At 54.3% G+C, this 20,375-nt stretch carries 20 protein-coding genes; 5 read left to right on the forward strand and 15 right to left on the reverse strand.

Going from position 1 to position 20,375, the window contains the following annotated elements:
• Positions 1-7: 7 nt before the first annotated feature.
• Complete coding sequence (gene fdnG / locus OGX67_RS00710; RefSeq protein WP_257651934.1) at positions 8-3,058, reverse strand: formate dehydrogenase-N subunit alpha; 3,051 nt, start codon at positions 3,056-3,058, stop codon at positions 8-10.
• A 192-nt stretch (positions 3,059-3,250) separates the two neighbouring features.
• Between fdnG and fdhD the strand changes: the two genes are divergently transcribed.
• Entirely contained in the window at positions 3,251-4,087 is an 837-nt protein-coding gene (fdhD, locus tag OGX67_RS00715; RefSeq protein WP_049016198.1) for a formate dehydrogenase accessory sulfurtransferase FdhD, read from the forward strand.
• Here fdhD and OGX67_RS00720 read toward each other — a convergent pair.
• Together OGX67_RS00720 and OGX67_RS00725 are read right to left on the reverse strand one after the other, a co-directional pair.
• Positions 4,054-4,560: a YgjV family protein gene (locus OGX67_RS00720; protein WP_071696219.1), complete on the reverse strand. Its 507-nt coding sequence runs from the start codon at positions 4,558-4,560 to the stop codon at positions 4,054-4,056. The genes fdhD and OGX67_RS00720 overlap by 34 nt on opposite strands.
• 58 nt (positions 4,561-4,618) lie before the next feature.
• Entirely contained in the window at positions 4,619-5,140 is a 522-nt protein-coding gene (locus tag OGX67_RS00725; RefSeq protein ID WP_115489730.1) for a Crp/Fnr family transcriptional regulator, read from the reverse strand.
• A gap of 129 nt (positions 5,141-5,269) precedes the next feature.
• Between OGX67_RS00725 and OGX67_RS00730 the strand changes: the two genes are divergently transcribed.
• Positions 5,270-5,482 carry a YdgH/BhsA/McbA family protein gene (locus OGX67_RS00730; protein WP_003825262.1) on the forward strand — a complete coding sequence of 71 codons (213 nt, stop codon included), beginning with the start codon at positions 5,270-5,272 and terminating at the stop codon, positions 5,480-5,482.
• A 56-nt stretch (positions 5,483-5,538) separates the two neighbouring features.
• On the opposite strand, the gene OGX67_RS00735 is transcribed toward OGX67_RS00730, so the two are convergent.
• The 6 genes from OGX67_RS00735 to OGX67_RS00760 all read right to left on the reverse strand — a co-directional run bounded on the left by OGX67_RS00735 (position 5,539) and on the right by OGX67_RS00760 (position 11,411).
• Complete coding sequence (locus OGX67_RS00735) at positions 5,539-7,284, reverse strand: putative frv operon regulatory protein (RefSeq protein WP_204583124.1); 1,746 nt, start codon at positions 7,282-7,284, stop codon at positions 5,539-5,541.
• Positions 7,284-8,354 (reverse strand): aminopeptidase, encoded by a 1,071-nt coding sequence (locus OGX67_RS00740; protein ID WP_257651927.1) that lies wholly within the window; start codon positions 8,352-8,354, stop codon positions 7,284-7,286. Before OGX67_RS00740 ends, OGX67_RS00735 begins: the two co-directional genes overlap by 1 nt.
• Positions 8,344-9,789 carry a PTS fructose-like transporter subunit IIBC gene (locus OGX67_RS00745; RefSeq protein WP_286525647.1) on the reverse strand — a complete coding sequence of 482 codons (1,446 nt, stop codon included), beginning with the start codon at positions 9,787-9,789 and terminating at the stop codon, positions 8,344-8,346. The genes OGX67_RS00740 and OGX67_RS00745 overlap by 11 nt, the downstream gene beginning before the upstream one ends.
• Before the next feature lie 10 nt (positions 9,790-9,799).
• Entirely contained in the window at positions 9,800-10,246 is a 447-nt protein-coding gene (locus OGX67_RS00750) for a PTS fructose transporter subunit IIA (RefSeq protein WP_046671347.1), read from the reverse strand.
• A gap of 182 nt (positions 10,247-10,428) precedes the next feature.
• On the reverse strand, positions 10,429-10,752 hold the full coding sequence (locus OGX67_RS00755) for an AzlD domain-containing protein (RefSeq protein WP_048234211.1): 324 nt from the start codon (positions 10,750-10,752) through the stop codon (positions 10,429-10,431).
• On the reverse strand, positions 10,752-11,411 hold the full coding sequence (locus OGX67_RS00760; RefSeq protein WP_003028720.1) for an AzlC family ABC transporter permease: 660 nt from the start codon (positions 11,409-11,411) through the stop codon (positions 10,752-10,754). Before OGX67_RS00760 ends, OGX67_RS00755 begins: the two co-directional genes overlap by 1 nt.
• Before the next feature lie 101 nt (positions 11,412-11,512).
• On the opposite strand from OGX67_RS00760, the gene OGX67_RS00765 reads away from it, so the two are divergent.
• Positions 11,513-12,061 (forward strand): helix-turn-helix domain-containing protein, encoded by a 549-nt coding sequence (locus tag OGX67_RS00765; RefSeq protein ID WP_286525650.1) that lies wholly within the window; start codon positions 11,513-11,515, stop codon positions 12,059-12,061.
• 57 nt (positions 12,062-12,118) lie between these two features.
• Here the strand turns inward: OGX67_RS00765 and rhaM are convergent, their stop codons facing one another.
• From rhaM to rhaB, 5 genes are read right to left on the reverse strand one after another with little or no spacing between them, the layout of a single operon-like run.
• A complete protein-coding gene (rhaM, locus tag OGX67_RS00770) occupies positions 12,119-12,433 on the reverse strand; it encodes an L-rhamnose mutarotase (protein WP_032950683.1) in 315 nt (104 codons plus the stop codon).
• The gene (gene fucO, locus OGX67_RS00775; protein WP_257651933.1) at positions 12,430-13,578 is read right to left on the reverse strand and encodes a lactaldehyde reductase; all 1,149 of its coding nucleotides are present in this window, start codon (positions 13,576-13,578) and stop codon (positions 12,430-12,432) included. Before fucO ends, rhaM begins: the two co-directional genes overlap by 4 nt.
• Before the next feature lie 11 nt (positions 13,579-13,589).
• Entirely contained in the window at positions 13,590-14,414 is an 825-nt protein-coding gene (gene rhaD / locus OGX67_RS00780) for a rhamnulose-1-phosphate aldolase (RefSeq protein ID WP_032950687.1), read from the reverse strand.
• A 58-nt stretch (positions 14,415-14,472) separates the two neighbouring features.
• A complete protein-coding gene (gene rhaA / locus OGX67_RS00785) occupies positions 14,473-15,732 on the reverse strand; it encodes an L-rhamnose isomerase (protein WP_003028731.1) in 1,260 nt (419 codons plus the stop codon).
• Positions 15,729-17,198: a rhamnulokinase gene (rhaB, locus tag OGX67_RS00790; protein WP_071696221.1), complete on the reverse strand. Its 1,470-nt coding sequence runs from the start codon at positions 17,196-17,198 to the stop codon at positions 15,729-15,731. Before rhaB ends, rhaA begins: the two co-directional genes overlap by 4 nt.
• A gap of 303 nt (positions 17,199-17,501) precedes the next feature.
• On the opposite strand from rhaB, the gene rhaS reads away from it, so the two are divergent.
• The gene (gene rhaS / locus OGX67_RS00795) at positions 17,502-18,350 is read left to right on the forward strand and encodes an HTH-type transcriptional activator RhaS (protein WP_003840473.1); all 849 of its coding nucleotides are present in this window, start codon (positions 17,502-17,504) and stop codon (positions 18,348-18,350) included.
• Between the two features lie 131 nt (positions 18,351-18,481).
• Entirely contained in the window at positions 18,482-19,330 is an 849-nt protein-coding gene (gene rhaR, locus OGX67_RS00800; protein WP_003847872.1) for an HTH-type transcriptional activator RhaR, read from the forward strand.
• Here the strand turns inward: rhaR and rhaT are convergent.
• Complete coding sequence (gene rhaT, locus OGX67_RS00805; RefSeq protein WP_003840477.1) at positions 19,327-20,361, reverse strand: L-rhamnose/proton symporter RhaT; 1,035 nt, start codon at positions 20,359-20,361, stop codon at positions 19,327-19,329. The genes rhaR and rhaT overlap by 4 nt on opposite strands.
• Between the last annotated feature and the right edge of the window lie 14 nt (positions 20,362-20,375).

Genomic DNA, 20,375 nt, shown 5'->3' on the forward strand with positions numbered 1-20,375 from the left:
GTCTCCGTTACACCTTTTCCACGTTCACGAGGAAGGACTTAAATTCCGGCGTCTGCGTGTTCGCATCACCGACGAATGGCGTTAACGTGTTAGCGATAAAGCCTTTTTTCGCCACACCTTCGTAGCCCCAGTGAATCGGAATACCGATGGTGTCGATATCCTGACCGTTGGCCTTCAGCGTGCGAATACGTTTAGTCACCACTGCTTTGGCTTTAATGTAGCCGCGGTTAGAGGAGACTTTGACGGTATCGCCATGAGAGATACCGAGTTTATTCGCCAGCTTCTCGCCAATTTCCACAAACTGTTCCGGCTGTGCGATGGCGTTCAGCAGCGCATGCTTGGTCCAGTAGTGGAAGTGCTCGGTCAGACGATAGGTCGTACCGACGTACGGGAATTTATCTGCTTTACCCAGTGCTTCCGCGTCACCTTTAAAGATGCGCGCGGCAGGGTTAGATATGACGTTCGGGTGCAGCGGGTTAGTCCCCAGCGGCGTTTCAAAAGGCTCGTAGTGTTCCGGGAACGGACCTTCCGCCATCTTATCGATAGCAAACAGGCGTCCCATCCCTTCCGGCTGCATGATGAACGGCCCAACGTTGCTACCAGGTGCGGCGGCGCTGTAGTCCGGAATATCCATCCCGCTCCATTTCGCCCCATCCCATTTCAGGATCTGACGTTTTGGATCCCACGGATTCCCCTGCGGATCAGCGGAAGCGCGGTTATACAGAATGCGTCGGTTGAGCGGCCACGCCCATGCCCAGCCCAGCGTGTTGCCAAGGCCTGATGGGTCGGCGTTATCGCGACGTGCCATCTGGTTGCCTTCCGGCGTCCAGCTACCGGCAAAAATCCAACAGCCGCTGGAAGTGGTGCCGTCGTCTCGCAGTTGGGCGAACGAGCTAAGCTGTTGGCCTTTCTTGACGATGACTGCACCTGTTGCCGGGTCGGTAATGTCGGCCAGCGCTTTACCGTTGCTCTCCATCGCCACTTCTTCCGAAGCCGGTTCGTGTGGTGTGGAGTAGTTCCAGGTCATGCTCAGCACCTGTTCCGGGTTCGCGCCACCCTGCTCGGCATACATCTTGCGCATGCGCAGGAAGATACCGGCGAGGATTTCACCATCGGTAACGGCAATCCCCGGGGCATCCGCGCCTTTCCAGTGCCACTGCAGCCAGCGACCGGAGTTAACGATAGAACCGTTCTCTTCGGCGAAGCAGGTGGACGGCAGACGGAATACTTCGGTCTGGATTTTCGACGGGTCAACATCGTTCGACTCACTGTGGTTCTGCCAGAAGGTAGACGTTTCGGTGTTGAGTGGGTCGATGGTGACCAGGAATTTCAGTTTGGACAGTGAAGCCACGACCTTGTTTTTATTCGGGAATGACGCGACCGGGTTAAAGCCCTGGCAGATATAGCCATTCACTTTGCCCTGGTTCATCATCTCGAAGTACTGCAGCACGTCGTACCCTTTATCCCACTTCGGCAGCAAGTCGAAGCCCCAGCTGTTTTCCGCTGTCGCTTTATCGCCAAAGAAGGCTTTCATCATTGAGACGAAGAATTTCGGGTAGTTGCCCCAGTAGTTCACCTGACCTTCCAGCAACGGTTTTGGCGTGTTGGCGGCAAGGTAGGTTTGCAGGTCAGTCTGTTTTTCGCTCGGCAGCGTCATATAGCCCGGCAGGCTTTGTGACAGCAGGCCTAAGTCGGTCAGACCCTGAATGTTGGAGTGACCGCGCAGGGCGTTAACACCGCCGCCGGCCATACCCATGTTGCCAAGCAGCAACTGGATCATCGCCATGGTACGGATGTTCTGCGCACCTACGGAGTGTTGTGTCCAGCCAAGGGCGTACAGGAACGACGCGGTTTTATCTTTGGCACTGGTTTCTGCGATGTACTCACAGACCTTCAGGAAGTCAGCCTTTGGCGTACCGCAGATATTTTCTACAACGTCCGGCGTATAGCGGGAGACGTGCTGTTTCAGCAGGTTCCACACGCAGCGCGGGTGTTGCAGGGTGACATCGCGTTTGGCGAAGCCTTTTTCATCCAGCTCGTAGTTCCAGCTGGTTTTGTCATACTTGCGTTTGTCCGCGTCGTAGCCAGTGAACAGGCCATCTTCGAAACCGTAATCCTCACGCACGATCAGGCTGGCGTTGGTATAGGCCTCAGTGTATTCGCGGTTGAATTTTTCGTTGTTCAGCAGGTACAGCAAGACGCCTGACAGGAAAGCAATGTCAGTACCGGAACGAATCGGCGCATAGAAATCAGCCACCGCTGCGGTTCGCGTAAAGCGCGGATCGATCACAATCAGCTTCGCGCCGTTGTGAATTTTAGCTTCCATCGCCCAGCGGAATCCGACCGGGTGAGCTTCAGCGGCGTTACCGCCCATCACCACAACGAGGTTGGCGTTTTTAATGTCGACCCAGTGGTTGGTCATCGCACCGCGACCAAATGTTGGAGCAAGACTTGCTACCGTTGGTCCGTGTCAGACGCGTGCCTGGTTATCGACCGCGAGCATACCGAGCGCGCGGGAGAATTTTTGCGTTAAATAGCCGGTTTCGTTACTGGAAGCGGAAGCACACAGCATCCCGGTGGAAAGCCAGCGGTTAACGGTTACGCCTTCGGCGTTTTGTGCAACGTAGTTTGCGTCGCGATCTTCTTTCATCAGTTTAGCGATGCGGTCAAATGCCTCATCCCAGCTAATCTGTTGCCACTTATCAGAGCCTGGTGCGCGGTATTCCGGGAATTTCAGGCGACTTTCGGAGTGGATGAAGTCCACAAGTCCTGCCCCTTTCGGGCACAGCGCGCCACGGTTAACCGGGTGATCCGGGTCCCCTTCGATATGGAAGATGGATGCTTTGGCGTTTTTTGCTCCGTCACCGAGACTGTACATTAACAGTCCACAGCCAACGGAACAGTAAGTGCAGGTGTTACGGGTTTCGCGGGTACGCAGCAGTTTATATTGCCGTGTTTCCGCGAGCGCTACGCCGGGTGCAAAACCCAGTGCCGCTGCCGTGGTGCCTGCCATACCGCCAGCGCAGATCTTAAAGAACTGCCTTCTGCTGACCTGCATGGTTTGCTCCTTTTTCGACATTGTCACGTTCCCTCACTTTTCCGTTACTCGAGCGTGAGGGAAGTGGTTGTTATTTTTCTTTGCGGACGGGACCGCAAAGGTCCAGAATTGGGTGAATTTCCCTCCGTCCAGGAGGGGTTTGTAAAGAATACCACAATGTTGGTATGCGTGTTCCAATATGGTTAAAAGAAAGTGAATAAGATTATTCGAGAAAACATCAAAAATGTGACGACTTTGACAGGATCGCGCCAGTTGACCCTCTGGAAACGCGAGGATTTGCAGCATCCTCAGCCGGATGTCGTCGCTGAAGAAGTACCGGTTGCGCTGGTTTACAACGGGATTTCGCACGTGGTAATGATGGCGTCACCGAAAGATCTTGAGCACTTTGCGATGGGCTTTTCACTTTCTGAAGGCATTATTGAGCGCCCACAGGATATCTACGCAATGGAAGTGGTTCCTTCCTGTAACGGATTAGAAGTGCAGGTTGAGCTGTCCAGTCGTCGATTTATGGGGCTGAAGGAGCGTCGTCGCGCGCTGGCCGGTCGCACCGGTTGCGGCGTTTGTGGCGTGGAGCAGCTCAATGACATTGGCAAGCCAGTCCAGCCGCTTCCGTTTACCCAGACATTCGATCTGGTGAATCTCGATCACGCTTTACGACATCTCAATGATTTTCAACCCGTGGGGCAACTGACAGGCTGCACGCACGCGGCTGCCTGGGTACAGCCGTCAGGTCATCTGGCGGGCGGGCATGAAGATGTTGGGCGTCATGTTGCGCTGGATAAACTGCTGGGGCGACGCGCAATCGAAGGGGAAACCTGGCAACAGGGCGCGGTATTAGTCTCCAGCCGCGCCAGCTACGAGATGGTGCAGAAGTCGGCGATGTGCGGCGTGGAGATCCTGTTTGCTGTTTCTGCGGCGACAACGCTGGCGGTAGAAGTTGCCGAGCGCTGCAACCTGACGCTGGTGGGTTTTTGCAAACCGGGCAGGGCGACGATTTATACGCATCCACAGCGTCTGGTCGCGCAGTGACGCCACCAGGCGGCCATAATACTGCCTGAAAATGCTAGTTCCATGATTACGGCAACCGGCGAGCCAACAATCACATTGTTCAGTAGCCAACACAGGCTTCCGCACAATGTGTATCCCCGTAATTTTCCGCTGCGTTTTTGAAACGACGCAAAAGTCATCAACAGGCTTCCCATCAGCGGCAAAATACTCGACAGATTTTGCCAAAGATAAATGCTACACAGCAGCGATCCCAGCATATATCCCCACATCACCCAGCGGTGAAACGTGATGATGGCCGTCGCATAGCGGCAAGCGGCAATGATCATTAGCCCAGCCGCAGTGTGTTGATCCAAAAGATAGAAATGGATAGCTAACAGGGAAGTAGAGCCGGTGAGCAGCGTTAAAGTGATAGCCCGGCGTTGAAAATGAAAAGCGGAAATATCCAGTAAGAAGCTGATGCCAGCCAGCATCTGAGAGAGAAGAAATGCGTTCATTGTGGTCGCCATCGATTAAAGAGTGACGGGACAATAATCGACGCATCAACGTAAGGCGTTAACCTTTGTTAAGACGCTGGCGAATACGGGACAGGCTAACGGGGGTAATGCCGATATAGTTGGCGAGATCGCGCTGAGTGAGCTGCGACTCCCAGTCCGGGAAGTGTGTTTGTACGTACTGGTAGCGTTGCTCTGGAGTATTGAGCAGCAGCATTTGCTCTTTTTTCTCTTTGTAGATCAATTGCTGGACCAGTAGCTGGGTCTTAATATCCAGATTTTCCGGCGCATCCAGCAATGCCAAGGGGATTTCAGTGGTTTCTCCAGCGGCAATCATTTGCAGACTGTAATCGGCAGGCGTGTTAGTTAGCCAGTTCAGGTACAGAAAGCAGTATTCCCCGGCAAAGTAGAACTCTTTAACCCTTTCAACACCGTTGTCCGCGTGATAAACCGCACGAGCAACACCATGATGTAAAAGATGAATTTTACTTTGTGGTTCACCCTGACGAAGTAACCAACTACCTGCCGGTTGCGTTTTTCTACGGCTGCCAGCAAGCCATTGTGGTTCCTGATTACGTGACATCTTATCTCTCAAATAATTTGAATAAGACTGGCAAATCCTTCCGCTTTTAGTTGTGCGATGTGAGGGCTATTATTTATCACATCAAGGCACGGTGCCTTACTCAAACAACTATGTTAAAGGGTTTATATCATGAAAAGCATCAAAACTTTTGTCGCAGTTATCGCTCTGGCTACTTCTTTCGGTTCTTTCGCTGCTCAGACAGTTACTGCAACCGGTTCTACGCTGGAAAGTGCTGAAGCAAAAATTGCCGCCCAGGCTGAACGTGCAGGCGCCAGCGATTATAAAATCACTCAGGCTTACACCGGTAACCGCGTGCACATGACTGCTGAACTGCTGAAATAAGATACCTCAGTACTGTCGAAAGAGCGCCCTTGAGGCGCTTTTTTCATTTCTGATATTTACTGACTGAGCAATGCAATAAACGCTTCATATCCGGTCAATCCCGCAATAGTATCAGCCTGATGGCTGCTCAGTACGCTGGATAAATAACTGAAGATTTTTAGTTCATGCCGCGCCTCGGCGGCGGCACAGGCGATCAGGACATGACTGACGGGTTCGTTATTCACCAAAATGGGCTGTGCGAGGGTGATAAAGAAACCGCGGAAACGACGCTCCTGTTCGCTCCAGCAATGAGGAATCGCCAGGCGATTCACTATCAAGTTTTCACCTTCATGCTCCCGGGCGCAAATGCGTAGCGCTTCGTCCTCAGTGATATGGCCCTGGGCCACAAGCTGGCCGCAGATCCGACCGATGATGCTCTGCCAGCTTTCGGCCTTCATATTGGCGTAATGGAAGCAGCCCTGCTGTAAAAAGAAACGTTCGGGCTGCTGGCGGATAAAGGCCGTCGCAAGGAAGTGTTTGATCTGCTCGGTACCCGCTGCGGTGATAATATTCTTGATGGTTAGGGTGTTTTTTAGAGATTCATCAAGCAGATAGTGACTATTGTTGACGATTAACAGCGGGGTGATTTCTTCGCTGATGGCGCTGACTTCACTTGTATTTCGCGCAATGATCACCCGACAATTCAGGACATCCCGCTCAATAGCCTGTTGGTTGATGGTGGCGATAGCATTCTGGTCGGATAATAAAATGACCGGCTGACGCTCGTTTTGATGCCGCTCCAGCGCACAGGCGAAGTAAAGCCCGATGAGATCGCTATCGAACAACGGGATATCCAGTTTTTCGCGCAACAGGGCGATAAAACGCAAACTCAAATCGAAAGCGGCAGGCCAGGTAGACTTCAGGTTATGCATACTGCTCTGGCGATGCTCCGGTACCCAAACCGGGGCAGAGACGCATCTCAACAGGTGGCCAGTAATATTTTCAACCAGTTGGGCATCGATAACGTTCAACGCGGCAATGCCGGGAACGCTTTTTAACAAGCAGGTCACCGCATCGGCCGAGATGGTCATTGCCTGACGTTGCCTGATTTCCAGAAGACCGATCAGGGTTCTGAAAGCGTTTTCGCCCAGGTAGACTCCTCCTTGTTCCACCGCATTTTTCAGTGATATATACCGACACTCCGGCCACGATCCGGTGAGCTGATTACGCAGGGCGTAGACTGCCAGCACCAGACTTGCCAGGTACTCTCCCGAGATGAACGGGAATTCATCAAGTTTTTCACATGCAGTGTTGAGCCTGTCGATGTTGTCTCGGGTAATACCTGGCAGTGGAATTAAGAGTGGATCTTTTTTAAGCAGATTTGCCAGCAGGATTATGCGTTTTTCTTCTGGTTCATCAATGAAATGACCGACGCCCGGGCGGCTGGCTAGACAAAAGGCGCGCTCATAGCGCTGTTTCAAACGCGGGAGACGATCTGCCACCCAGGTTTCAGGTAAATTGAGTGCTGAAGCCAGCTGTACGCGGGGTGTAAAGGTATTAAGCAGAAGAAAGGCCAGCAACCGGTCATCATTATCATGGCGTTGCAGAAGCTGAAAATAACCGCGTCTGTCGACGATATCCAGTTGATAACCCGCGTTGCCGCCAGGCTGAATACGAGCCTTACCGCTGAGGGTAAAATTGAGGTAATCAATATCACGCAGGATGGTTCGACTCGAAACGCCAGTTTGTCGCGCCAGCTCGCCCAACGGACACGGCTGCTGTTCAAGAATATCCACAATTTTTAACTGGCGTTCCGATAACATTAATTCACCTGGAGAAAGTCGGTGAAGGATTTCACTTTTTCTGCCGTCAGCGAGCTCAGCAGCTCGCGCACCAGCGTAAACAGCGCGTCGTAATCTGCTGCGGAAATCATGCCGCTGTTGGCGTGGAGATAGCGTGTCGGCAGGCAGAGTGCCGCCACCGGACGACCTCCTCCCATAACGTTATAGCGTCCGCCGTCCGTCGCCCCGGTTTTCATGGTGCAGAACTGCAAAGGCGCATCGCTGTTTTTGGCACACGCTTTTAACGCGGCGACCAGCTGTTGATTGGGAAAATAGCGCTTATCGAACAGCATCAGGCCAGGGCCATCGCCAAGCTTGAGCGGGTATTTGATGGCGTCGATTCCGGGCACATCGCCCGCAACTGCGGTATCCAGCACTATCACCACGTCGGGCTTGATATGCTCGGCCGAGGTTTGCGCTCCGCGCAGCCCGACCTCTTCTTCCACGCTGCCCACGCCGTACAGGGTAATGTCAGGGTTATCGACGGTTTGTAACAGCTCAGCCATCAGCGCGCAGCCGACGCGGTTATCCAACGCTTTACCGACGATCTTATCTTCGCCCCAGCGAGCGAAATTGGCTTCCGGGCTAATGAAGTCACCGATCGCAATCCCGTATTTTTCTACTTCTTCGTGGCTGTTAGCGCCAATATCGATAAACATCTCGTCAAAGGTCAGCGGCTGCTGTTTCTGCTTTTCCGTCAACGCGTGCGGAGCGACGGAGCCGATAATACCAGGGATTTTAAATCCCTTGCGTGTGCGAATGGTGACCCGGTGGTTCAGTATCGACTGGCTCCACCAACCACCAATGGTGGTGAAGCGCAAAAATCCGCTCTCGTCGATATGCGTGACCATAAAGCCGACTTCATCCATATGGCCGACAACCGCCACCTTCGGCCCGCGGTTGCCTTTGCGGGCGACAAAGCTACCGAGGCCGTCGAAGGTGATTTCATCGACGCTGGATTCCAGCGCGTTAATGAGAAGAGTACGAACTTCCTGTTCATCGCCGCTGACGGCGCTGGCTTCGCATAACTGCTGAAGTAACTCAATGTTCATGGGCAAGCTCCTGCTGCGCGGCTTTACGTTTCAGCCACAACCCTTTCAGGATAATAATTAACGAAATGTTCAGTGCCAGACCGATAGCCAGCACCAGGTAAAATGATCCCGCCGGAGACATCAGGCCAATCAGCGGATCAAAGATACCTAAACCCGGCGCGAGGCGTTTGATTCCAAAGGCGATAACCAGCATGCCGGTAACGCCACCGGAGAGCGTATTGGCGGTAATCATCGGCAGCGGCGCGGCCAGTGCGTAGGGGATGGCCGGCTCGGTGGCGACGGTGGCGCCGACGACAATCGCACTGCTGGCGGCGGCCTTCTCCTGTTGCGTAAACAGTTTGGGCGCTAAATAGGTAGCGATTCCCGCCGCGACGGGCGGCATCAGCGCCACCACGCCGACGATGGCGTACCAGTCATAGATATGTTTTTCCAGCAGTGAGAAGCAGAAGAACCAGGCCGTTTTATTGATTGGCCCGCCCATATCAAACTCCAGCATCGCACCAACGAGGAAGGCCGCGCCCATTTTCATGGATGGAGGAATGGTGTTCAGGAAGTGCAGCAGACCGCCCATAATGTCGGACATCACCGGGCCGATGACGTAGTAAGTCAGTACGCCGAACACCAGTAAAGTGACAAACGGGATCAGCATAGAACCAAGCAGTGGCTGTAGCGCTTTGCCGAGGCGAACCTTGCGAAACCAAAGGACAAAGTAGCCAATTGCCAGCCCGAGTACGACCGCGCCGAGAAATCCTGCGCCGGACTGCGTACCCAGCAGGCCTTTATCGTTCGCCAGATAACACACCAGAAATGCTGGGGCAAAAGCAGGTTTATCGGCAATCGACCAGGCAATATATGCCCCCATAATCGGGATCATAAAGGTAAAGCCCAGATAGCCGATCGATTCAACAATCCAGGTGAACGACGGCGCGCCTTTCGACATATCGGTATAGGGCAAACCGAACTGCACCAGCATATTGGCGATGGCGACCAGAATACCGCCGCCGATAACAAACGGCAGCGCGGCGGAAACGCCCGCCATCAGGTGGCTCATTACGCTACCGTGCTGGACCTCCTGTTTTCCCAGTTTCACGCTGCTATCGGCGGCGAAAAGTTGGGAATGCGTCGGTAACTGCGTAAAAATCAGGTCGATATTTTTTAGCGCCTGGGAAATGGCGATTTCATAGACTTTTTTCCCGGCAAAACGTGCCCGGTCTTCGCCGCTCAGGCCGCGACCGGTGGCCAGAATGACATAATCGGCAGCGGCAATCTCTTCATTGCTCAGGCGGTTTTCGACGCCGCTTGAGCCCTGGGTTTCGACTTTAATCGTGTGGCCGAGCGAGCGCGCTTTTTGCTCCAGCGCCTCTGCCACCATATAAGTGTGGGCGATCCCCGCCGGACAGTTGGTGATCGCCACTAAACGTAAGGATGACTCCATAGCCGCGTCCTTATGAGGTTAAGGTCTGATTAAGTAGGGCGAGCACTTGGCTGGCGTCACCTTGCTTCAGTTGATCGATGAAATCCTGATGAATGATTTTGCGGCACAGGGTGCCGATGATTTTGACCTGATCGTCCTCGCCGGTTTGCGGCACGCCGAGGCAGATCCAGCAGTTGACGTCCTCGCCGTCGCTGGCTTTCCAGTCCACGTTTTCTGATTTGCGCGCGAACAACACAAAGGGCTGCCTGACGCAGGCGCTCTTACCGTGCGGGACGGCAATACCCGAGCCAAAGCCGGTGGAATGCAGCTTTTCGCGCAGCAATAGCGTTTGCAGGAAAATGCTGCGATCGGAGACATAGCCATTCTGAAACGCCATATCTGCCAGTTGCTTGAGGATGGCATACACGCTATTCCCCTGAATATTCAGGTCAATGCAGTTAGCTGTAAGGGTTGTCATGTGGGGGGCTCTGTTAAAACTATTTGATTTGATTCTAACGGCGAGATGGCGAAGAGATGAGCGGCAATATGTCAGCGTGGAATGACAATTTGGGGCCGAGTTAGCGCGTGGTTTTGTGGGGTAAAACACACAACGCTACAGGCGATTACCCTGATGAATATTTCGCCAGGGTAATTATTTTTTTAGTGTATTCCCGCCATCCTTAACAATGCGGTCACCACCGCGGCGGCAACGATCACCACGATTAGCGGCAGCTTGCGCCAGGCGAGAAATACCGCGAAGCCAACCCCAAGAACCCGCGCCATACCGGCAAAGTGTTCGCCTTCGTAAAAGGTGGTCGCCAGCGCAACGGAGAACAGTAATACCGTTGCGGCGTCGGAAAGCAGCGCCTGCGAGCGTTCCGAGAACGCTAAACGACCCCCAAGCTTCGCTCCGCCTAAACGCATTAAATAGGTTCCCAGAGATAAGATGGCGATACCGACGATAAACAGCGTCATGTTGCCCATTATTTTTTCCTCGTCAGTAAGCCAAACAGTGAGAGCAAAACCGGTAAACCGACCGGCGCAAAGGGGATGGCGGCAAGCGACAACCCGGCACCGCTACAGGCGCGAATCAGCGTGGTGCGGTTTTTAAAGGCCGGGACCACTAAGGCCAATAAAATAGCAGGGAAGACGGCATCCAGACCGATGGTTTCTGGGGCGGGGAGCAGTTTGCCGACGCCCGCGCCGATCAGTGTGCCTACAGGCCAGAAAATCGCGACGCCCAGACCGCACAGCCAATAGGCTGCTTTACGTTGTTCGGGCGTTTTTTGCGACAGGCCGAATACTACGCTTTCGTCGTTCATGATATGACAACCGAGGAAACTCGCAGCCCGGGAGCCCACAAGATCGCGCACCGTGACGCCAAACGGGATGTGTCGGGCGTTGACCAGTAAACCGGCAGCCGCAGCCGCCAGTGGGTTACCGCCGCTGGCGACGATGCCGATAAACATAAACTCGGATGCACCCGCCAGCACGGTAATTGAGAGCACAAACGGTACCCACAGCGGGAAGCCGTAGGCCATTGCCAGCGAGCCGTATGACATGCCGACTACGCCGACGGCCAGACAGACTAAAAATATTGCTTTTATTGTGTCGCCTTTGAGACTGGAAAAATAATGTTTCATACCATTTTAGCCATATCGAACGAATTTCCATTATAATGAACGCGACCAGTTAATATTACAAGTCGAACGATTCGTTCGATATAAAGAACATGGAGTCGTGAATGACCCAGCCCATCAGTATGATCGCGAAAAGCCTGGTGCGTGAACGTCAGCGCACCGGTTTGTCATTGGCAGAGATTGCCCGTCGCGCAGGGATTGCAAAATCGACACTCTCGCAATTGGAAGCGGGCAATGGCAATCCTAGCCTGGAAACGCTCTGGTCGCTGTGTGTGGCGTTGGATATTCCCTTTGCGCGCCTGCTGGAACCACAGGAACAAAAAACGCAGGTGATTCGCCGTGGCGAAGGAACAAAAGTCGTGGCTGAGCAGGCCCACTATCAGGCCATTTTACTGGCCGCCTGCCCACCGGGGGCACGGCGGGATATCTATCTGCTGCTGACGCAGCCGGGCGCGGATCGGATTTCACAGCCGCATCCGCCGGGATCGGTTGATCACATCATCGTGACGCAGGGTAAGGCGATGGTGGGATTGACGGAAGCACCGGAGGAGTTAGGCGAGGGCGACTATATTTGTTACCCCGCTGACCAGGCGCATATCTTTAAAGCGCTGGAGCCTGACACCCAGGCGATTCTGGTTTCTGAGCAGAACTAACTGTTATGTTGCGTTGTGCCGGATGCGGCGCGTTAGCGCCTTATCCGGCCTGGAAGACTACTGCAAATAAAACACTTCTTTTAGCTCTGCGCTGACCGGACTGTTGTCTGGGTTTGCTGGCATTACGTCACGCATATGCTTCCACCAACGTTGGCAAACGTCGGTGCTGGCAACGGCATTCCAGCGTTCTTCGGACTCAATCTCAACGGTGGCGAACAGCAGATTGCGCTCCTCGTCGAGATAAATCGCGTAGTGATGGGCGCCGTGTTCTTTCAGCACTGTTTCCAGTTCTGGCCAGATGGGGTTATGACGACGCTGGTACTCAACGTGCGCGTCGGCATTCACCTGCATTATAAAGGCCTTGCGGATCATAACGCCTCCAGATACAGCTCGCGGACCTCGTCGCGGCTGGCGGTGCGCGGGTTGCACGGCGCACACGGATCGGCCAATGCTTTATCCAACCAGCCTTCAATATCCTCTTTGGTCACGCCAAGCTGGCTGAAACCGGCTGGAATACCGACACGCTTGCTCAGGGCGCGAATGGCGTTAATGGCTTCCATGCTTGCCGCTTTATCACTCATGTCGCGGGTATCGACGCCCATCGCCTGCGCCACGCGGGCAAAGCGAGCCTCGGCATTTGGGCGGTTAAAGTTTTCGATTACCGGCAGCAGGATGGCGTTGCAGACGCCGTGTGGCAGATTATGGGTTGCGCCCGGCTGGTGCGCCAGCGCATGCACCAGACCGAGACCAGCGCTGTTAAATGCCATCCCCGCCAGATACTGACCAAACGCCATTTGCTCACGAGCTTCGAGGTTATGACCATCGTCAACCGCTTTTGGTAGCCACAGGTTGATCAGGCGAATCGCTTCCAGCGCGTTAGCGTCGGTGAGCGGATGCGCACCAACGGAAACATAGGCTTCCACCGCGTGGGTTAAGGCGTCCATACCGGTTGCGGCGGTGACGGATGCCGGAATGTCCAGCATGACGCTGGCGTCATCCACGGCGATATCCGGGATGATATTCGGGTCGATGATCACCTCTTTGACCTTACGGGCAGAGTCGATAATGACCGCGTTGCTGGTCATCTCTGCTGCCGTTCCGGCGGTGGTATTGATGGCGACCAGCGGTACACCTGCATTTTTCACTTTGCCTACGCCGGAGTAAGCGGTAGAAGGGCCGGGGTTGGCGGTCAGGATCTTCACCGCTTTAGCGGTATCGATCGGGCTACCGCCACCGAAGGCAATAATGTAGTGACATTCTGCGTCCTGATACGCCGCGAAACCTTTCTGCACCAGCTCTTCCGTCGGGTTTGGAAACACTTCATCAAACAGGTGGTAAGACATCTGATGTTCATCCAGCGCGGCAAACAGGCTATCCAGCAGGCCCAGTTTTACCAGTTGACCATCGGTGACGATCAGCGCTTTACCCCATTGCTTATTCGCCACGAGGTTCACCATATCGGCAATCGCGCCGGCGCCATGCAGGCTAATTTTTGGCAGTGCCAACATAAAGCTCATCATTATTCTCCTTACAATGCCAGTGCGCTGGCCAGCGGCGTCACGCCGAAGCGTTTGCCAAGTGCGATCAGCTCTTCACGCGTAATGGTCTGCTTCATACCGCCCATCGAATAGATTTTGACTAAAACTTCTGCAGATTTCTCTGCGGTATCGATCAAACCGAACGCTTCGTCGAGGGTGGGTCCACTGCCGAACACGCCGTGGAATGGCCACAGTACCAGCGAGTGTTTCTGCATTTCCTCGGCGGTCGCCTGACCAATTTCATCTGTACCTGGCACCATCCACGGCAGAATGCCAACGCCATCCGGGAACACCACCAGGCACTCGGTGCTGCCTTCCCACAGCTTGCGGGTAATCAGCGCGGTGTTGTTTTCCAGCACGTAGGTCAGAGCGATCAGGTTGGTGGCATGGCAGTGCATGATCACGCGGTCTTTACCGTTCGTCGCTTTAATGCGTTCGCAGTGAGAGAGGAAGTGAGCCGGCAGTTCAGAGGTCGGTACAGCCTCGTGATTCAGGCCCCAGAGGATGTGGTAGCCCGCACCGTCGCTGTCGATTTTCACCACGCCCAAATTGGCTGCTGGATCGAGCTGGACGTTGCGGAAAAATTTCCCCGAACCGGTGACGATAAACGGCGTATTCGCCAGCAGCGGCATCGGCTGACTCAGCGCGATATAGCGTGGTTTTTCGTGGAAATCGGCGCTAAATGGCGCGATATCTGCTTCATCAAGACGCAGCGTCAGGTTACCGCCGTTACGCTCGTCCCAGCCTTTCAGCCACGCATCAGAAGTGGCTTTGATCATCCCCTGGACGAACCAGGAAGTAGTAATGTTTTGCATGTTCGGTGTTCCTGTTTATTGCCCGAACGTTATCGGGCCTACAAGCCTGGTGTCACGGTTAGCTACGTTTGCTCAAAATCTCTTTTTCATAAGTGCGCACGCTGTCCAGCCACTGGCTGCCCGCTGGCGTGTCGTGACGCTGGCAATACATCTCCCAGACGGCCTGCCACGGCAGCGATTTTTGCTCTTCCAGCAGGGCCAGGCGTGCGGTGTAGTCGCCGCTGGCTTCGAGCTGGCGCAGTTGCTCGGTCGGTTCTAACAGCGCGCGCAGCAGGGCTTTTTTCATATTGCGGGTACCGATCACCCACGCGGCGATACGGTTAATGGAGGCGTCGAAGAAGTCGAGGCCGATGTGTACGCGGTCAAACAGGTTGTGGCGCACGATCTCGCTGGCAATCGCCTGCGTTTCATCATCCAGCAGCACCACGTGATCGCTGTCCCAACGCACTGGACGGCTGACATGCAGCAGCAGGCGCGGCACGTACAGCATGGCGGCGGAGATTTTGTCGGAAATCACTTCGGTCGGATGGAAGTGACCCGCATCCAGACACAGCGCCGTCTGGCGACTGGTGGCGTAACCCATGTAGAACTCGTTAGAGCCCACGGTGTAGCTTTCCGCACCGATGCCAAACAGCTTGCTTTCGACGGCATCGATATGGTGCGCCGGGTCTAGTTTCTCGCTGATCACTTCGTCCAGCGCATCCAGCAGACGCTGGCGCGGCGCTAAACGATCAACGGTGATATCTTTCATGCCATCCGGGATCCAGATGTTCATCACTGATGGCGTACCCAACTGCTCGCCAAAATACGCCGAGACGCGACGGCTGGCTTTGCAGTGATCGATCCAGAACTGGCGAATGGTGTCATCGGCGTGGGCCAGCGTGAAACCGTCGGCGCTCAGCGGGTGTGAGAAGCAGGATGGGTTGAAATCCAGTCCTAACTGGTTCGCTTTCGCCCACTCTACCCAGTTTTTAAAGTGCTCAGGTTTGATTTGGTCGCGGGCAACCGGCGTATCAGATTCCAGATAGATCGCGTGCAAATTCAGACGTTTTGGACCCGGAATCAGGCTCAGCGCCTGCTCCAGATCGGCCCGCAGTTCGGTGGCGTTACGCGCTTTACCCGGATAGTTACCGGTAGCCTGAATACCGCCAGTGAGCGAGCCTTCCGGATTTTCGAAACCGGCGACATCATCGCCCTGCCAGCAGTGCATGGAGACCGGCAGACGATCGAGCTGGCGTAAGGCCGCCTCGACATCAATGCCTACCGCGGCGAAACGCAGTTTTGCCAGTTCCCAGGCTTGTTCAAGTTGAGTGGTCATGCGCAAAGCTCCTTTGTCTGTCGTAGTGATTGAAACTGCGCCTGGTAGCGGGCAATTTCACTTTCAGGATTGGGAATGAAGGTGGTCAGTTCGTAGTTGGCGCGCACCACCTGACGGAAATCATCAACGTTGTTCAGCTCGTCCAGCGTCATCAGCTGGATGCCAATATTGCCGAGCGTGGAGGCCTCAATTGGCCCGGACATCACGCGTATACCGCAGGCATCTGCACACAACTGGTTCAGTAAGGTGTTCTGGCAGCCGCCACCGACAATGTGCAGTTGGCTAAATGCTGCACCACGCAGTTGTGCCAGCTCTTGCAGGATGTCGGCGTACAGCAACGCCAGGCTGTCGAAGATACAGCGCGCCAGTTCGGCGTTTTGCAGGGGTACGGGTTGGCCTGATTCACGGCATGCTGCCTGAATTTCTGCACTCATATCGTCGGGGTTGATAAAGCGATCATCGTTCGGGTTTATCAGGAATTGACAGGCCGGCAGCGCTTGCGTTTGGCTGATAAGCGTTGGCAGGTCGGAAATCTGGCGCTCTTTTAATACGCGCTGGAGCAGCCACAGCCCCATAATATTTTTCAGGACACGGTAGCGCCCTTCCGCGCCGCCTTCGTTGGTGATATTCGCCGCCAGTGCCGCATCGTTGGTATACGGCGTTCTGCTCTCAAAGCCCATCAGCGACCAGGTCCCGGAAGAGAGATAGGCGCTGTTTTTGTCGGCCAGCGGAGAAGCTATGACCGCGCTGGCCGTGTCGTGACTGGCGACGGCTACGACCGGAATTTGATTTTTCTGCGGGCAAATCCAGTGACCAATTACGTTCCCCGGATGCGTCGGACGACCAAACCAGGCTTTGTCTGCTCCGGTCCACGCCAGCAGAGTGTCATCCCAGTCGTCGGTATTGATATTGACTAACTGGGTGGTGGTGGCATTGGTGTATTCCCAGTTCATTTCACCGGTCAGGCGAAAGCTGAAGTAGTCGGGGATCAGTAGGGCATGGGCCACCTGCGGGAGCAGTTCTGGCTGTTGTTCAACCAGCGCACGCAACTGATACAGGGTGTTAAAGGGCAGAAACTGAATGCCGCTACGGCGGTAAATTTCACCTTTACCCGGTTGCGCCATCGCTTGCGCCATAATGCCGGTCGTGCGGCTATCACGGTAAGAGACCGGCAGACCGACACGTTGACCGACGTTATCGATCAGAACGTAATCCACGCCCCAGGTATCAATGCCGATGCTGTCTATCCGAATGCCTTCATCGCAGACTTTTTTCAGGCCAAGACGAATATCGTTTTCCAGGCTGTCGATGTCCCAGGTGTCAAAACCGTCTGTTTTTTGCAGGCAGTTCACGAAGCGGTGGATTTCACGCAGCGTCAGGGTGCGGTGTTCACTGTCGTAACGCGCCAGCATTACGCGCCCACTGGATGCGCCGAGATCGACTGCGACACAATGGCGAAAAGTCATAGCGAGGTCCTTCTGAGTTTTATTGCACTCAGTCTAAGAACCCCAGATAACGCGTACCTTCTTGACAGTGACAGCCACAATTAGCGGCTGGCAACATGGCAAAGGTGAACGTGATGCTGTTCACAATTTCTATTAATAGGGTCGGTTTTAGCGGATGTGACGTCTTCCGCAATTCCCGATCTTTCCCGCCATTTCTTGAAGAATTGACCGTGTTTACGCACTTTGGCGTCAAAAATTTAAGGTGAGGGTGATAACCCTTAATTACTATTCAGCCATGTTCATTTGATCGGGAAGGATGTCATCATGACGATATTGCATTGCGTGGATTTTTTTCCGACAGGTAAAGCGCCAGTGGCTATTGAACCGCGGCTTCCTCAACCTGCGTTTCCAGAACATCATCATGATTTTCATGAAATTGTGGTGGTCGAACATGGAACGGGGATCCATGTGTTCAACGGACAGCCTTACACCATCAGCGGCGGTACGGTGTGTTTCGTTCGCGATCATGACCGGCATTTATATGAACATACTGACAATCTGTGCCTGACCAATGTGTTGTATCGCTCCCCGGATGCGTTTCAATTTCTGGCTGGGCTGAATCAGCTTTTACCTCAGGAACAGAATGGGCAGTATCCTTCGCACTGGCGGGTGAATCAGGGTGTGTTGCAGCAGGTTCGACAACTGGTGGGGCAGATGGAGGCGCTCGGTGAGGGGATGGATACACCAACGGCGGCAAATCGCGAGATCCTGTTTATGCAGCTGCTGGTGCTGCTGCGTAAAAGCAGCCTGATGGAAGCAGCGACCGATAACGACGCGCGGCTTAACCTCCTGATGGCGTGGCTGGAAGATAACTTTGCCGACGAGGTATGTTGGGAGGCGCTGGCCGAGAAGTTTTCCCTCTCTTTGCGTACTCTGCATCGCCAGCTCAAACAGCAAACCGGATTGACGCCGCAGCGCTACCTTAACCGCTTGCGGCTGATCAAGGCTCGGCATCTGCTTCGTCACAGTGATGATAGCGTGACAGACATCGCTTATCTCTGCGGATTCGGCGACAGTAACCACTTTTCGACGCTTTTTCGCCGTGAGTTCAAGTGGTCGCCACGCGATATTCGTCAGGGGCGCGATCTCGTTGTGGCAAGCAGCCTCCAGTAACGCGAAAGCTATCAACGTTTTTTATCGCCGAATCTCAGATAATCATGTCCCTTAACGCCGGATGGCGGCTACGCCTTATCCGGCCTACAGATTACGTGACACGTAGCCGCCACCAGGCAGGGAATATTGTGATGGCGAACCATCTGGTCCTTCTGAAATCAGACTTTTTTGCGCATGAGCAGCAGGCTGTCGCCGTAGCCGATCGTTATCCGCAGGATGTCTTTGCTGAGCATACCCATGAGTTTTGCGAGCTGGTTCTGGTCTGGCGCGGTAATGGCCTGCATGTCCTTAACGATCGCCCGTACCGGATAACCCGTGGCGATCTGTTTTACATTCGCGCCGAAGATAAACACTCCTACACTTCCGTTAACGACCTTGTGCTGCAAAATATCATCTACTGTCCGGAGCGGTTGACGCTGAATGTTGACTGGCAAGGGGCGATCCCCGGATTTGATGGTGCGCCAAGGCACCCGCACTGGCGACTCGGTAGCGTTGGCATGAGCCAGGTCAGACAGGTGATAAGCCAGCTTGAGCATGAAAGTAATCAACGTGATGCGCAGGCTTTTACCATGGCTGAGCTGCTGTTCGGGCAACTGGTGACCCACCTTAAGCGGCATCGTTATGCCACGGATACGCTCCCGGCGACGTCGAGCGAAACGCTGCTGGATAAACTGATCACCGCGTTAGCCGGTAGCCATGAGCATGCGTTCGAACTGAATAAGTTTTGCGAGCGCGAACGGTGCAGCGAGCGCGTTTTGCGCCAGCAGTTTCGCAGCCAGACCGGCATGACCATCAACCAGTATCTCCGCCAGGTGCGGGTCTGCCATGCGCAGTATCTGCTCAAACATAGTCGGTTGATGATTAGTGAGATTTCTATGCGCTGCGGCTTTGAGGACAGTAACTACTTTTCGGTGGTGTTCACGCGCGAAACCGGGATGACGCCGAGCCAGTGGCGTCATCTCAGCAACCAACATGATTAACTGGCCATTCCCAGACCAACAATGTTTGCCGCGACAATGATCACCACGCAGCCAAGGCTTAGCACACTGACCGGACGGCGACCCGCGTTTTTCCACTCTTTCAGCACCAGCCCGACAATCCCGCCGCACAGAACATAGAAGCTCATGTGCAGCATCCAGCTTACATAATCATATTGAGCCGGAATACGCGCGTGGCCCCAGGCGTAGAAGAAGAATTGCAAATACCACATCAGGCCACCAAGCGCAGACAGCAGCACGTTGGTGATAATCAGTGGTTTGGCTAACGAGAAGTCGGCTTTTATCGACAAGTTTTTCACTTTTGCCAGACGAATGAAGCAAAAGCCCAGGTTGACTAACGCGCCGCCGCCCATGATAACCACGTAGCTGGGCAGGGCGACATACAATGGATCGACACCCAGCGCGGCGGCGGCATCGTGCATTGGTTTAGCGGCGTTCATCGCAAATGACATCCCGGCGGAGAAAATGCCGCACATGACCGCCAGAACCAGCCCTTTTTTCAGGTTGAACTCTTCCGCTTTGATGCCCATTTTGCGTTCTTTTAACTGACCGGCCCGAGTCACAATACCGACGCCAATCAGCGCGACCAGTACGCCAAGCAGCGTCATGCGTCCGCCGGAAGTATTGATCAGCACATCAAAGTTGCCGTTGATAATTGGGGTCATCAGCGTGCCGACAATCAACGTAATCCCAATCGCAATGCCGATCCCCATCGACATACCGAGATAGCGCATGGTCAGACCATAGTTGATATTGCCAATCCCCCACATCGCGCCGAACAGAAACACCGGCGCCAGCGTAGAGAGGCTGAAAGAACTGAAGTAGGCCCAGAAATTGGGAAGCAACATGGCGCTAATGGTCCATGGCAGGATAAGCCAAGAGACGATCCCGCCAACCGACCACATCGTTTCCCATGACCAATGTTTGACCTGCTTGAACGGGGCATAGAAACAGGCGGCACTGGCTGCGCCTATCAAATGCCAAAAGATACCCATCGTAATCGCGTTACTCATGACTTAATCCTCGT

Source organism: Citrobacter sp. Cf118 (assembly GCF_030334095.1).
Taxonomy (GTDB): Bacteria; Pseudomonadota; Gammaproteobacteria; order Enterobacterales; family Enterobacteriaceae; genus Citrobacter; species Citrobacter freundii.